The 14,439-nt window shown below is 30.5% G+C and carries 12 protein-coding genes; 6 read left to right on the forward strand and 6 right to left on the reverse strand.

Features of this window, described 5'->3' with window-relative positions; all coding sequences use genetic code 11:
- Positions 1-16: 16 nt before the first annotated feature.
- Together ACOQN8_RS13330 and ACOQN8_RS13335 are read right to left on the reverse strand one after the other, a co-directional pair.
- Positions 17-1,441: an L-serine ammonia-lyase gene (locus tag ACOQN8_RS13330; RefSeq protein ID WP_420553054.1), complete on the reverse strand. Its 1,425-nt coding sequence runs from the start codon at positions 1,439-1,441 to the stop codon at positions 17-19.
- Between the two features lie 89 nt (positions 1,442-1,530).
- Positions 1,531-1,872 (reverse strand): DUF2853 family protein, encoded by a 342-nt coding sequence (locus ACOQN8_RS13335; protein WP_150899039.1) that lies wholly within the window; start codon positions 1,870-1,872, stop codon positions 1,531-1,533.
- Between the two features lie 207 nt (positions 1,873-2,079).
- Between ACOQN8_RS13335 and ACOQN8_RS13340 the strand changes: the two genes are divergently transcribed.
- Complete coding sequence (locus ACOQN8_RS13340) at positions 2,080-3,450, forward strand: tetratricopeptide repeat protein (RefSeq protein ID WP_150899038.1); 1,371 nt, start codon at positions 2,080-2,082, stop codon at positions 3,448-3,450.
- Between the two features lie 57 nt (positions 3,451-3,507).
- Here the strand turns inward: ACOQN8_RS13340 and ACOQN8_RS13345 are convergent, their stop codons facing one another.
- A complete protein-coding gene (locus ACOQN8_RS13345) occupies positions 3,508-5,235 on the reverse strand; it encodes a sodium:solute symporter family protein (protein WP_420553055.1) in 1,728 nt (575 codons plus the stop codon).
- A gap of 128 nt (positions 5,236-5,363) precedes the next feature.
- Between ACOQN8_RS13345 and pfkA the strand changes: the two genes are divergently transcribed.
- From pfkA to ACOQN8_RS13365, 4 genes are all read left to right on the forward strand, one after another.
- Positions 5,364-6,347 (forward strand): 6-phosphofructokinase, encoded by a 984-nt coding sequence (gene pfkA / locus ACOQN8_RS13350; protein ID WP_272148821.1) that lies wholly within the window; start codon positions 5,364-5,366, stop codon positions 6,345-6,347.
- A 24-nt stretch (positions 6,348-6,371) separates the two neighbouring features.
- On the forward strand, positions 6,372-7,364 hold the full coding sequence (gene gap, locus ACOQN8_RS13355) for a type I glyceraldehyde-3-phosphate dehydrogenase (RefSeq protein WP_420553056.1): 993 nt from the start codon (positions 6,372-6,374) through the stop codon (positions 7,362-7,364).
- A gap of 153 nt (positions 7,365-7,517) precedes the next feature.
- The gene (gene gap / locus ACOQN8_RS13360) at positions 7,518-8,510 is read left to right on the forward strand and encodes a type I glyceraldehyde-3-phosphate dehydrogenase (protein WP_420553057.1); all 993 of its coding nucleotides are present in this window, start codon (positions 7,518-7,520) and stop codon (positions 8,508-8,510) included.
- A 69-nt stretch (positions 8,511-8,579) separates the two neighbouring features.
- A complete protein-coding gene (locus ACOQN8_RS13365; RefSeq protein ID WP_272148826.1) occupies positions 8,580-8,942 on the forward strand; it encodes a methylglyoxal synthase in 363 nt (120 codons plus the stop codon).
- 115 nt (positions 8,943-9,057) lie between these two features.
- Here the strand turns inward: ACOQN8_RS13365 and ACOQN8_RS13370 are convergent, their stop codons facing one another.
- From ACOQN8_RS13370 to ACOQN8_RS13380, 3 genes are all read right to left on the reverse strand, one after another.
- Positions 9,058-9,732: a YceI family protein gene (locus tag ACOQN8_RS13370; protein ID WP_420553058.1), complete on the reverse strand. Its 675-nt coding sequence runs from the start codon at positions 9,730-9,732 to the stop codon at positions 9,058-9,060.
- Positions 9,733-9,928: 196 nt separating this feature from the next.
- On the reverse strand, positions 9,929-10,309 hold the full coding sequence (locus ACOQN8_RS13375; RefSeq protein ID WP_420553059.1) for a RidA family protein: 381 nt from the start codon (positions 10,307-10,309) through the stop codon (positions 9,929-9,931).
- A 28-nt stretch (positions 10,310-10,337) separates the two neighbouring features.
- Complete coding sequence (locus ACOQN8_RS13380; RefSeq protein ID WP_420553060.1) at positions 10,338-13,040, reverse strand: putative LPS assembly protein LptD; 2,703 nt, start codon at positions 13,038-13,040, stop codon at positions 10,338-10,340.
- A 93-nt stretch (positions 13,041-13,133) separates the two neighbouring features.
- Here ACOQN8_RS13380 and ACOQN8_RS13385 point away from each other — a divergent pair, with 93 nt between their 5' ends.
- Complete coding sequence (locus tag ACOQN8_RS13385) at positions 13,134-14,390, forward strand: N-acetylmuramoyl-L-alanine amidase family protein (RefSeq protein ID WP_420553061.1); 1,257 nt, start codon at positions 13,134-13,136, stop codon at positions 14,388-14,390.
- Positions 14,391-14,439: the final 49 nt, after the last annotated feature.

Below are 14,439 nucleotides of genomic sequence, written 5' to 3' on the forward strand. Positions count from 1 at the left end.
ATTTTATATATAATTTTTAACAATCTGCTAAACCAACAGTAACTGCTAAACCTCCTTCTGAGGTTTCTTTATAGTTACGGTTCATATCTTTAGCAGTTTCCCACATGGTATCAATAACTTTGTCTAAAGGAACTAAAGATTCTTTTGGGTTGGTTTCTAAAGCCATTTCAGCAGCATTAATAGCTTTAATAGCTCCCATGGCATTACGTTCTATACAAGGTACTTGTACCAATCCTCCAATAGGATCGCAAGTAAGTCCTAAATGGTGTTCCATTGCTATTTCAGCAGCAACTAAACATTGTCCAGGAGTTCCTCCTAATAGTTCAGTAAGAGCAGCTGCAGCCATAGCAGAAGAGACTCCTATTTCGGCTTGACATCCACCCATAGCAGCAGAGATTGTTGCGTTTTTCTTAAAAATACTACCAATTTCTCCAGCAACTAGTAAGAACTTTTTAATATGTTCAAAATCTCCATCATGGTTTTCAATTACTAGGTAGTACATTAAAACAGCAGGAATTACTCCCGCACTTCCATTTGTAGGAGCGGTAACAACCCTACCTAGAGAAGCATTTACTTCATTTACCGATAAGGCTAAACAACTAACCCATTTAAGTATTTCTCTAAATTTTACCTCAGTACCTCTAATAGCTGTAAGCCATTCTCCTTTACTGTTGTAGGTAGCTCCTTTTATTAATTTTTGATGAGTTTCAAAGGCTCTTCTTTTTACGTTTAAACCTCCTGGTAAAACTCCTTCGGTATGGCATCCTATATACATGCATTCAAGCATTGTATCCCAAACGCGTTTTAATTCAGAATTAATATGATTCTCATCGTTTAGAATTAATTCATTTTGAAAAACAATATCAGAAATATTTTTTCCTTCATTTTCACAATACTCTTCTAGTTCTGTAGCTCTATTTATAGGAAAAGGAAAGTTCTTTTTGTTTATTTCTGTATCGGCAGATTCACTTAGATCTTCTTGAACAACAAAACCACCACCAATAGAGTAATACGTTTCTGTAGATATTTCTTTTCCTTTAGAAAAACCTCTAAAAGTTAGTCCATTAGAATGAAATGGCAAAAAGTCTTTATTAAAAACAACATTATCAGTTGAAAATACAATCGTTTTCTCTGCGTTAAAATCTAAACGAGTAGTAGTTTTTATTTTATTGATAATTGTGTCTATATCATCTACAGGAATGTACTCAGGATCGGTACCGCTTAACCCTAATAACACAGATAAATCGGTAGCGTGTCCTTTACCAGTTAAAGATAAAGAACCGTATAAATCAATTCTAATACCATCAATGTTATCAAAAAGATCATTGTCTTTTAGTTTTTTAATCCATTGTTGTGCGGCTCTCCATGGCCCTAAAGTATGTGAACTAGAAGGACCAACGCCAATTTTTAGCATATCGAAAACACTAATAAATTGCGACATAATATAGGTTGTTTGTTGACGGCTAAAATAGAAAAAGTCCTGTATTTATTGAATACAGGACTTTATTTTTTATATACATAAAGAGATTTTTACATTCCGTAAACAGATTCTTTATCAAATTTCTTAGTAAGCATGTAGTATACAACTGCACGATACTTATTTCTTTCAGATCTTCCAATTCTTTCCATAACGTCGTCAATAGCTTTGTCTAATTCAGGACTATCATCTAAACCTAATTTTTTCATTAAGAAGTTCTTCTTAACAGTTTCCAATTCTTTAGGGTCTGAACCTGAAACAGTTTCAGCATCTTTTTTATAGATAGATGGCCCTAATCCTTTTGTCACAGCCTTTAATAAATCAGTGTTAGAACGGATATCTCTATCGTCCATAAACTTTTTATACAGTTCTACTTTTTCGTCAAATTTACTCATGATTTTTTGTTTAAAATTAGATTTTAATTTTTTGTAGATTTCTTTAATCCTTTCAAATATAGAAAAATAATTTGTTCTTTCAAATACCTAAAATAGCTAGGGAATTCCTAGTTGAAATTGTTAATTAAATTGTTGAAAACAAAAAGAGATTTGAGTAAAAAGGCACTGTTCTTGTAGTAAATTTATATAAATTCAAATCTGTTGCCTATGTCATTATCAAAATTTGAATCAATGTTAAAAACCAATGATGTATATTTTTTTGATGCTGCTGAGTTTGAAACAATTATAGAGCATTACTTAAATATAGGTAAACATTCATTGGCAAAAAAAGCTGTACAGCTGGGGTTAGAACAGCATCCTACTTCAATTCAACTTAAACTCATGAAAGTTGAACTTTTAATATTCGAAGATGAATTAGAGGAAGCTGTAAAGATGTTAACAAACATTGAAGCAGTAGAACCTCATAACGATGAGGTGTACATTCAGAAAGCTGTTATTTTATCAAAAAAGAAAAAACATATAGAAGCTATTTCAATACTAAAAGAGTCTTTACAATACATTGAAGACCCTGTAGATATATGGTCTATGTTGGGAATGGAATATTTGTATTTAGACGATTTTGAAAATGCTCGTTTAAACTTTGCTAAATGTATTGATGTTGATTATGAAGATTATTCTTCACTGTATAATATTGTGTATTGTTTTGATATGCAAGGAAACCATGAAGATGCTATAAAATTCTTAAATTCTTATTTAGATAAAAATCCTTATTGTGAAGTCGCTTGGCATCAATTAGGAAGGCAATATTTTGAAATAGGAATGTTTAAAGAAGCTTTAACTTCATTTGATTATGCTGTACTTATAGATGATAGCTTCATTGGAGGGTATTTAGAGAAAGCTAAAACTTTAGAAAAACTAGATCGTTTTGAAGAGGCTATTGAAAATTATTTGATAACATTAGAATTAGATGATCCTACTGCTTATGCGTATGTAAGAATAGGGGAGTGTTATGAAAAGTTAAATAATATTCATACAGCAATTCATTTCTATAAAAAAGCAGTACATGAAGATCCTCTTTTAGATAGAGGGTGGATTCTGTTAACAAATGCTTGTTATAGCAATGAAAATTTTCAAAAAGCATTATACTATATTAATAAAGCAATACAAATAGATGAAAGTAATGCTCTATATTGGAGGAAGTATGGAGATATTAATTTAAAATTAAACTTTTATGAAGAAGCAGTAAAAGCTTTTTATAACTGTATTGAGTTAGGAGATAAAGAAATTGAAATCTATATAGCTTTAACAGATATCTTATTGTTCTTAGGAGAATTTAACCAAGCTTTAAAAGTTTTGATTAAAGCTAAAAAGATATATAAAGAATTTGCAGAGGTAGAATATCGCTTATGTGGATTATTTATGATTTTAGATAAAGAGGAATATAGTTTAACGCATTTGAAAAATGCCTTAGCTATAGATTATGAATATCATTCAATCATAAAAGAGTTGTATCCTTCAGTTTATGAAAAAGAAAGGGTACAGGAAATAATATCCAATCACAAAAAAGTAATAAAGTAAAAGAAAAGCTCCAAAATGTAAATCTTGGAGCTTTTTTATTGTTTGTTATATGCTAACTTAAGAAATATGTTTCCATATCTTACGTAAAACTATAATACAACCTAGTGTTAAAACAGAGAGTATAATAGCAATTAAAGTTTTTCCGTAAATCCAGTTTCCAGTTGCAAATAGAAAACTATACACTCCAATAGTACCAGTTATAAATCCAACAATTTTAGCACCAATATTTTTAAACTTATCTTCTCCTTCAAAAATTAATTGATTAAAATTATTTATTGTGTTTTGATCAGTTGGAGAAGTTAAAAAAGTAACTAAAACCCATCCAACAGTAGTAATTAAAACACCTATAATTAATTGCCAATAACCAGCTATTTCAATCATTGGAGTTTCCATTTTACCATTGATAAAAAAGAAAACAGCAATAAAGAAAGAGATAGCCATTGCAGCTATTTCACTATAAGGATTTATTCTACTCCAAAACCATCGTAAAATAAATAGTAAACCAGTTCCAGCACCTATTTGAAGTAATAAATCAAAAACATCTTTTGCCGATTGTAAATAAAAAGAAAAAAGAGCAGCAAATAACATTAATAAAACTGTTGATATTCTTCCGATGATTACTTTTTGTTTTTCTGAAGCATCTTTATTGATAAATCGGCTATAAAAATCATTTACTAAATAAGAACTACCCCAATTTAACTGTGTAGAAATTGTACTCATAAAAGCAGCGATTAATGATGTTAGTACAATACCTAATAAACCAGCAGGTAAATAAGTCATCATTGCAGCATATCCAACATCGTGACCTTGCATTTCTGTAGTTAGACTTGGAAAGGCTTGATTCATACTTTCTAAAGAAGGGAATATGATTAATGAAGCTAATCCAACTATAATCCATGGCCAAGGACGTAAAGCATAGTGCGCAAAGTTGAAAAATAAAGTAGCCCAAGTAGCATTCTTTTCATCTTTAGCAGCTAGCATTCGTTGAGCAATATAACCACCTCCACCAGGTTCAGCTCCAGGATACCAAGTACTCCACCATTGAACAGCAAAAGGAATGATAAATAATGTAATTAAAGCTTCTGTATTAGAAAAATCAGGTAGCATTGCTAATTTAGAACTAACATTTGGATGCGATAATAAGTTAGAAAGACCATTGATTTCTGGAAGGTTTACAATATAAATAGTAGCCCATATTGACCCTACCATAGCAATTAAAAATTGAACAAAATCGGTAAGTAAGACACCTTTTAAACCTCCTAATGAAGAATAAATCACTACAATTATAGAAGAATATAAAAGCATTTCTCCTTGAGAAATACCTAATAATATATTTGCAATTTTTGCTCCAGCTAAACAAACTCCAGCCATGGTTATAATATTGAAGATAACTCCTAAATATATAGCTCTAAAACCTCGTAAAAAACTAGCTGTTTTACCAGAGTATCGTAATTCATAAAATTCTAAATCGGTTGTAATACCCGATTTTCTCCAAAGCTTAGCATAAAAGAAAACAGTAAGCATACCAGTAAGTAACATGGCCCACCATACCCAGTTACCAGAAACACCATTTTTTCTAACAAGTTCAGTAACCAGTCCAGGAGTATCTGCGGCAAAGGTTGTTGCAACCATAGATACTCCTAATAACCACCAAGGCATATTTCTACCAGATAAAAAGAATTCGGAACTATTTTTCCCTGCAGATTTAGAAGCCCAAACTCCTATAAGTAAAGAGATTATAAAAAATCCTACAATGATTATATAATCAATAGTGGTTAAAGTCATAATTTTTTGGTTTATTGGCTAATGTAATTAAATATTTTCAAACGTTAAATTGCTATTAAAGTCGAAAACGATTTCGCAGTTTTTTGTTAGAGAAGCACTATATTTATTTAATTTTGAACCTGAGATTTATGAGAAAAATAAAAAAAATAGCAGTAATGACTTCTGGTGGAGACTCGCCAGGAATGAATGCAGCAATTAGATCAGTTGTTAGAGCTTGTGCTTATTATAGAACTGAATGTGTAGGAATATATAGAGGATATCAAGGAATGATTGAAGGAGATATGATTCCTTTAACAGCCAGAAGTGTAAATAATATAGTTCATAAAGGAGGTACTATATTAAAGTCTGCAAGGTCTAAAGAGTTTAGAACTGAAGAAGGACGTAAAAAAGCATACGAAAACCTACTAGAAAATAATGTTGATGCTCTTGTTGTAATTGGAGGAGATGGATCCTTTACAGGAGGGGTTGTGTTTAATAAAGAGTATAATTTCCCAATAATAGGAATCCCAGGAACAATTGATAACGACATTTTTGGAACTACTCACACTTTAGGGTATGATACGGCTTTGAATACAGCTGTAGACGCTATAGATAAAATTAGAGATACCGCATCTTCACATAATAGGTTGTTTTTTGTTGAGGTTATGGGACGTGATGCTGGTTTTATAGCGTTAAATGCAGGTGTTGGAGCAGGTGCTGAAGAGATTTTAATTCCAGAAGAAGATTTAGGATTGGATAGGTTATTAGAATCTTTAAAAAAGAGTAGAAGAGCAGGAAAGTCTTCAAGTATTGTAGTGGTTTCAGAAGGAGATAAAACAGGTAAAAATGTTTTTGAATTAGCTGACTATGTAGAAGAGAATTTAGAAGACTATGAAGTAAGAGTATCTGTTTTAGGGCATATGCAAAGAGGAGGAACACCATCTTGTTTTGATAGAGTTTTAGCAAGTAGGATGGGAGTGAAAGCTGTTGAGTTGTTAATCGATGGAAAAACAAATTTAATGGTTGGACTCAACAATAATGAGATAGAAACGATAGATTTAGAGAAAGCAATAAAAGGTCAAAATGAGATTAATAAGGAACTTTTAAGAGTTTCTGATATAATGACCACGTAAAATTTAGTAATTAAAATAGTAAGTATGATAAAAATAGGAATTAATGGATTCGGTAGGATAGGAAGAATCGCCTTTAGAGCAGCAATAAATAGAGCTAATGTAGAAGTAGTTGCAATAAACGATTTACTAGATGTAGATTATTTAGCATATTTATTAAAGTATGATTCTGTTCACGGGCGTTTTGATGGTGATGTTGAGGTACAAGACGGTCAATTAATTGTTAATGGAAAACAAATAAGAGTAACAGCAGAAAGAAACCCTGAAAATTTAAAATGGGATGAAGCTGGAGCTGATTACGTAATAGAATCTACAGGTTTCTTCTTAACAAAAGAAGCAGCAGGTTTACATTTAAAAGGAGGAGCAAAGAAAGTATTTATTTCAGCACCATCTAAAGATGCTAAGATGTATGTGATGGGAGTAAACCACACAGAAATGACTGCTGATGAAACTGTAATGTCTAATGCGTCTTGTACAACAAATTGTTTAGCACCATTATCTAAAGTGTTAGATGAAAACTTTGGAATTGTAGAAGGATTAATGACTACAGTACACGCTGCAACTTCTGGACAAGGAGTAGTAGATGGACCAAATAAAGATAGAAGAAGAGGAAGATCTGTTCTTAATAACTTAATTCCTGCTTCTACAGGAGCAGCAAAAGCAGTAACAAAAGTAATTCCTGCCTTAGAAGGTAAATTAACAGGTATGGCTGTAAGAGTTCCTGTAGCTGATGTTTCTTTAGTAGATTTAACTTTTAGAACAGAAAAAGCTACTTCTTTAGAAGAAATCAAAAAAGCTTTAAAAGAAGCTTCAGAAGGAGAGTTAAAAGGAATTTTAGGTTATACAGAGGATGAAGTTGTATCACAAGATTTTGTTTCTGATACAAGAACTTCAATAGTAGATGCAGATGCGAGTTTAGAGTTAAATAGTAACTTCTTTAAAGTAGTATCTTGGTATGACAATGAGTTTGGATATGCTACTAAAATTGTTGACTTATTAGAATATTCAGCATCTTTATAAAAATTTGTTAAATTCAAAACATTAACCTGATAGTTTTTAAAGCTATCAGGTTTTTTTATTCGGATAAGTTTTATATTTGTAGGTTCACTTTATTAAGCAAGTGGGGCGTATAAAATTAAAAAAACGACCCATAGAACACAAAAATAGAAACAAATGATTAAAATAGGGATTAACGGATTTGGAAGGATTGGTAGACTAGCTTTCCGTTCGGCAATTAATAGAGATAACATAGAGATAGTTGGGATTAATGATTTATTAGATGTCGATTATTTAGCTTATTTATTAAAGTATGATTCTGTTCACGGACGTTTTGATGGTGATGTTGAGGTAAAGGATGGGAATTTAGTGGTAAATGGTAAGGTTATTCGTGTTACAGCTGATAGAAATCCTGAAAACTTAAAGTGGAACGAAGTAGGAGCTGAGTATGTTATAGAATCTACAGGTTTTTTTACAGATAAAGAAAAAGCAGAGCTACATATAAAAGGAGGGGCTAAAAAAGTAATTATTTCGGCGCCATCAAAAGATGCAAAAATGTATGTGATGGGAGTAAATCATACTGAAATGACAGCTGAAGAAACTATCATTTCAAATGCTTCTTGTACTACAAATTGTTTAGCGCCATTAGTAAAAGTTATTAATGATGCTTATGGAATGACAGAAGGTTTAATGACTACTGTGCATGCAGCTACATCTACTCAGAATACTGTAGATGGACCTAATAAAAAATGGAGAAGAGGTCGTTCAGTTGTAAATAATATTATTCCAACTTCTACAGGTGCAGCAAAAGCAGTAACCAAGGTAATTCCGGAAATGTTAGGTAAGTTAACAGGTATGGCTGTAAGAGTTCCTGTAGCAGATGTATCTTTAGTAGATTTAACATTTAGAACTGAAAAATCGACTTCTTTACAAGATATCCTAGCAACATTAAAAGAAGCTTCAGAAGGAGAGTTAAAAGGAGTTTTAGGTTATACAGAAGATGAGGTTGTGTCTCAAGATTTTGTATCTGAAACAAGAACTTCAGTTATTGATGCTGATGCAAGTTTAGAGTTAAATGAGAACTTTTTTAAAGTTATATCTTGGTATGACAATGAGTTTGGATATGCAACTAAGATTGTTGACCTATTAGAATATTCTGCGTCGTTATAAAAGCATAAAATATTTTGTAAATTGTATTCCCGCATCAAATGCGGGAATTTTTTATTTAAAATAGATTATATGGAAATAGCAATAATAGCACACGATGGTAAGAAAGCCGAAATGGTTCAGTTTTTAAATGAGAATCAAGTAATTTTACATCAGAAGAATATTAAATTAATTTCAACAGGAACAACAGGGTCTAAAGTAGAAAAGGCTGGTTTTGAAGTGACAAAATACTTATCTGGTCCTTATGGAGGTGATGCACAAATAGCGAGTAGAGTTGCAGAAGGTAAATGTAATATGGTGCTGTTTTTTAGAGATCCACATGAAAAGCACCCTCACGAACCTGATATTTCAATGCTATTACGTTTGTGTGATGTTCATGATGTACCTTTAGCAACAAATCCAGCAACAGCAGAATTATTAATAAAAGCTGTTTAATTATATAAAAAAAACCGAAACAAATTGTTTCGGTTTTTTGTCGTTATTTTAAGGAATTAAGAGGTGTTGAAAATAACGACATCTTTAAAAATTATCAAAAATTAAAGAAAAAGTATTACTCAATAACTAAAGAAATAATTAAATCAAATTGATCTTTAATTATATTGTCACCTAAGTTTTTGAAAAAAGAACCTGAACCATATTTTATTCCAAAGTCGGTTCTGTTAATTTTTAAATGAGATTTTAGAGTTTGTTCAGAAATAGTAGCATCAAAAGAGATTTCTTTCGTAATTCCCTTGATAGTCATATCTCCTGTTATTTTATAAGAATTACCGTTTTTAGTAGCTTGTTTAATTGTAAAAATAGCTTCAGGGTATTTGTTAGTATCAAAAAAATCTTCATTTTTTAAGTGATTTGCTAAATCATCTCTATCATCATGCTCTTCTCCTTCATTATTTTCATCATCATCATCATCTCCATCTTTCATAAGTTCAACAGCTTTAATTGTGTTCATGTCTACTATAAAACTACCTTTAGTTAAAGTTCCATTGTCAAAAGTTAATCCAGCATTTTTTAATTTGATTTCACCAGTATGACTACCTAATATTTTATGGCCTTTCCAAATAATAGTACTTTTAGCAATATTAATTGATTTATTGCCAGAAAGGATAGTTTCTGTTGCTTGAGCAACTTCTTTTTTGGGTGCTTTGTTTTCGGCTTGATTTTCTTTGTTGTTTTTACATGATAACATTAAAAATGCAATCAAAAGAATTGAATAGAAATATTTCATTGTTTCTGTTTTAATAGATTACAAGTTTGCGTTATAAAAATCAAATCATCAAAATAAATCTATAAACAACAGAAGTAATATGATAAACAACAATAATAATAGTTGAGGTTTAAGCTATACTTTCAAGAAAAGACTAAAAAAAGCGTTAAGAATCATGTTCTTAACGCTTATTAATATTATAAAAAAGCCATACTTTTTATTTAATAGCAATCATACTGATTTCAACATTAACAAACTTAGGTAAGTTGGCTACTTCAACAGTTTCTCTAGCAGGAGCAGTAGTTTCATCGAAATATTTTGCGTATACAGCATTAATTTTAGAAAAGTTATGCATGTCTGAAATAAAAATAGAAGTTTTTACTACATTCTCAAAAGTCATTTCAGCAGCCGCTAAAACTTCTTTCATGTTTTCCATTACTTGTTTAGTTTCAGCTTCAATAGAGTCCTGAACTAATTCACCAGTTTCAGGGTTAATTGCAATTTGACCAGAGGTGTATAATGTATTACCACTTAATACCGCTTGATTATATGGACCTATTGGAGCAGGAGCTTTTGTTGTTGTAATTATTTTTTTCATTGTGTTTGATATTATAAATTAACTAAAATTAGAATAAAACTCTATCTGGTGGTCTATTTTTATCCCATTTTAAATCTCTCAATACAGACGATTTTACTCCAATAAAGAAGTTATAAGAGGTATTAGGACCTAAAGGAGTCCAGTTAAAGCTGAAACGCCAACTATCTAAGTCTCTATCAAATCCAAGCCTAGTATAGGTAAAGGCATTGTCTTTTATATCATAACCAGAAGAAAAAGTTATTTTCCATTTAGGAGATAAATTTAGATTACCACTAAACATCATTGTATGGCTACCAATACTACTTGTTAAACCATTGCTAGAGTAATTCATAACATAGGCTAAATTTAATGTCCAAGGAATTTTTAGTTTATATAATTCAGCTTCTTTGGTTCTACTTTTATTTTCTCCTTCATTGTTAGAATTACTTATAAAATCATTAGTAGGAACAATATTTTCTCCAAATAAATCAGGGGTGTCTTGGGCACCGTTACCATTTTTATTACCTTCTTTTTTACCTTCTTTCTCCTTTTTAAAATCGTCGCTAGATATCGTATAGTTTGCGGTAACTCCTAAATTAGTAAGTCTTAAAATTCCATCGTTAAATTGATTTATTCTTTGTCCTTTACTATTTACTTGATACGGATCAAATATTGCATTAGTGTTTAAAGCTAACTTATCTTTAAAAAGACGTGTACCAGCACTTACAGTAAGCGGACTCCATTTTAAACTATCTGCTGCAATATTATAACTAGTACTAAAATTTAAATTGTTAAGAATAGTTATTTTTTTATCTTCTTCATCACTATCGGGATCTTTGGGTGCTACTTTAGCTTCTAATACATTGTTAACGGAAATACCTATAGAGTTAGTAATTCCAGTTCCTGGAGGGCCGTAAATTCCGTCTTCAAAAGGAGAATATGTTAATAGATCAGTTGGATCAGTACTTTGTTGTACTTGAAGGTTGTGGTCTTGAGCAAAATCTGGTCTGTATCCATAAGATATAGAAGGTCTAATGGTATGTCTTATGGCTTTTAAACGACCTTTTTTGAAGTTAAATGTACCGTAAATATTTGTAGATAATGAAACTCCAAAGTTATATTCATTAAAGCGATTGAAACCACTTATAGTGTCATTGACTACTGCTCCTAGATTACCATCAGAATTTGTAACAGTTGGATCAAATCGTTTGTTTATTTTATCAAAATACCATACATCTTTATAGCTTACACTTGGAGATAATGTAAAATATTTAAAAGCTTTTATGTTAGTACTTGTTCTTACATTATGTTGAATTCCTTTTTTAGCCGTTCTGAACATTTTAGGAGTGAAGAATTCATCATCAGTTGTATTAATTCTATATTCACCTTGCATATTATAAGTCATCCCCATTTTTTGGATTGGGTTTCTTTTTACACCACCTTTACCTGCAAAAGGAAAAATACGATCCATATTTAACTGCAATGATGGAAGTGTCATTGTAATGGAATTTGTATTGGTGTTTTGAGAATGCGTAGCAGTAACATTCATATTAAATGGAGTTCCAACAAACTTTTTATAATATGAAATAGATGAATTTAACGTGTTAGTTAAAAATTGAGAACTATTAAATTCATTTAAAGATTGTCTATAATAGGTGCTACTACCTAAATTAACAGATGCTGAGAACTGTGAGTTAGGATTTGATTTAGCATCTTGTCTATGGCTCCAGCGAATATTGAAGTTAGTGGATTTACTAAAATCACTTAAGCCTCGAATTCCTTGTATAATATTTTCAAAGCGAACACTAAAACTACCACTAAACTTATAGCGTACATAATAATTAGAATCTGCTCTAAGTCCCCAACTACCATTGGTGTAAATATCACCAAGCAAGGTTAAATCAAAATAATCGTTAATAGCAAAATAATAACCTCCATTTTGCAAAAAGAAACCTTGACTATTACTATCTCCCCATGATGGAATTATAAAACCTGAAGTTCTTTTATCAGTTAAAGGGAAATAAGCAAAAGGTAAATAAACAGGAGTTGGTACATCAGCTAATACTAAATTACTACCACCTACAATTATTTTTTTTCCAGGAACAAGTTTAGCTTTGTTAGTTTGTATATAATAATCAGGATTTTTCTTTTTAGAAGTTGTAAAACGCAATCGACGCATATAAATGGTAGAGTCATTTACACGTTTGGTTTTTTGAGCATAAGTAATCAAACCTCCTTGATCAGTCTTAACACCATAAACTAAAGCTTTCTTAGTTTTAAAGTTAAATAGGATAGAATCTTGTTCAGACTCTTGGTTTCCTTGTTTAAATACAGGTCTTTGATGATAACCTAAACTATCTTTAATTCCTTTAGCATACACAATGTTGTTTTTATAATCTAAAATTATAATACCAGCTTGTAAATCTATGTCTGTATATGTAACTCTAGCTTTGTTAAATAAAGTTACAGTTTTATTTTTAGCATTTTGAATAGTATAGTCCTCAGCATCATGAGTTATAATACCATCAATAACTTCTTTTGGTTTAATAGAATCATTAGCAATTGTGTCTTTTTTTATTCCTAAAGCTTTTCTGTTTTTTAAATTAATCAAAGTGTCTTTTGAGGTATTTAAAACAGGCTTTTTTTTAGCTTTTTGATTTGGAATACCCTTATCTCCAAATTCTTGTGCATTACCTATTTGAAAACAAAAAAGATATAAAGCTAAAAGTATGTAAGTTAGATTTGCTCGCAATATTATAAATACTATTTTTGTGTTATATTTAAAACTTTGGCGTGTTATTTGAATGCCTATATTTTAGAAACCAAAAATAGTTAAATTTTATTGATGCAATTCTTAAAATTACCTAAATATAATCTTAGAAAAAAAACTTTTTTATTTTTAACCATATTCTTCATTTCGATAAGCTTTGATACAGAAGTTTATGCTCAAAAAAAATATACTGTTGTTTTAGACGCTGGTCATGGAGGAAAAGATTCTGGAAATATTGGAAATGGTTATAGAGAAAAAAAAATAGCATTAAGAGTAGCTTTAGATGTCGGAAAAGAACTGTTAATAGCAAAAGATGTTAACGTGGTTTATACAAGAAAAACAGATGTTTTTGTTGAGTTACACAACAGAGCAAAAATAGCAAATACCAAAAAAGCAGATTTATTTGTATCAATACATTGTGATGCTTTTACAAAAGAACATCCTCATGGTGCAAGTACTTTTGTTTTAGGTTTAAATGGTAATAAAGAAAATTTAGAGATTTCTAAAAGAGAGAATGCCGTAATTTTATTAGAGGATAATTATAAACAGAACTATGATTACGACCCTAATTCTCCTGAATCAGTAATAGGATTATCAGTACTTCAAGAAGGAAACTTGGATAATAGTTTAGATATAGCCGGAATGATTCAAGATAATTTTGTTTCTCTAAGAAGAAATAATAGAAAAGTTAAGCAAGCTAATTTTTTAGTTTTGAGAGAAACAGTAATGCCGAGTGTTTTAGTTGAATTAGGTTTTTTAACGAATAAAAAAGAAGGTAGGTTTTTAAATACAAGGTCAGGACAAATTAAAATGGCCAAAGCAATTGCTGAAGCTATTAAAAAATATATTAATGTATTAAAGTTGAATAGAGTTAGAGATAACTCAAGTATAGTAAATACTGTTGCTGAAACATCAAAAAAGAAAGAAACACCAAAAGTAACGCCTAAAAAAGTTGTTCAAAAACCAAAATCTGTTAAAAAAGATACTAAGGTTGTTACAAAAAAGGTAGTAACTAAAGCTCCTGAAAAGAAACCGGTAAAAAAGCCTTCAGCAAAAGTAGTGGCTAAAAAATCGAGTTCAAAGGTAGAATTTAGAGTTCAAATAGCGGCTTCAAGAAAGTTTATTTCTGAAAAGAATTTTAAAAATCTAAAAAATGTAAAGTATTTAATCATAGATGATTATTATAAATATTTTTATGGAAGTTCAGAAAGTTTGACAGGTATAAAGAAACATTTAGCAAAAGCAAGATCAGTCGGATATAAAGATGCTTGGATAGTTGCTTTTAAAAATGGAAAAAAGATATCTATCAAAGAGGCCTTGAAAAACCAGTAATTTAGAGGTAATCTATCTAATTACTCTCAAAATATTTAGTATTTTCGCT

Origin of the sequence: Tenacibaculum aiptasiae (genome assembly GCF_965221665.1) — a bacterium.
Classification (GTDB): Bacteria; Bacteroidota; Bacteroidia; order Flavobacteriales; family Flavobacteriaceae; genus Polaribacter; species Polaribacter aiptasiae.

Bases quoted from the DNA above. Each gene is read 5' to 3' on its own strand.
- ACOQN8_RS13330 (WP_420553054.1), bottom strand. From the start codon at position 1,441: ATGTCGCAATTTATTAGTGTTTTCGATATGCTAAAAATTGGCGTTGGT.
- ACOQN8_RS13335 (WP_150899039.1), bottom strand. From the start codon at position 1,872: ATGAGTAAATTTGACGAAAAAGTAGAACTGTATAAAAAGTTTATGGAC.
- ACOQN8_RS13340 (WP_150899038.1), top strand. From the start codon at position 2,080: ATGTCATTATCAAAATTTGAATCAATGTTAAAAACCAATGATGTATAT.
- ACOQN8_RS13345 (WP_420553055.1), bottom strand. From the start codon at position 5,235: ATGACTTTAACCACTATTGATTATATAATCATTGTAGGATTTTTTATA.
- pfkA (WP_272148821.1), top strand. From the start codon at position 5,364: ATGAGAAAAATAAAAAAAATAGCAGTAATGACTTCTGGTGGAGACTCG.
- gap (WP_420553056.1), top strand. From the start codon at position 6,372: ATGATAAAAATAGGAATTAATGGATTCGGTAGGATAGGAAGAATCGCC.
- gap (WP_420553057.1), top strand. From the start codon at position 7,518: ATGATTAAAATAGGGATTAACGGATTTGGAAGGATTGGTAGACTAGCT.
- ACOQN8_RS13365 (WP_272148826.1), top strand. From the start codon at position 8,580: ATGGAAATAGCAATAATAGCACACGATGGTAAGAAAGCCGAAATGGTT.
- ACOQN8_RS13370 (WP_420553058.1), bottom strand. From the start codon at position 9,732: ATGAAATATTTCTATTCAATTCTTTTGATTGCATTTTTAATGTTATCA.
- ACOQN8_RS13375 (WP_420553059.1), bottom strand. From the start codon at position 10,309: ATGAAAAAAATAATTACAACAACAAAAGCTCCTGCTCCAATAGGTCCA.
- ACOQN8_RS13385 (WP_420553061.1), top strand. From the start codon at position 13,134: ATGCAATTCTTAAAATTACCTAAATATAATCTTAGAAAAAAAACTTTT.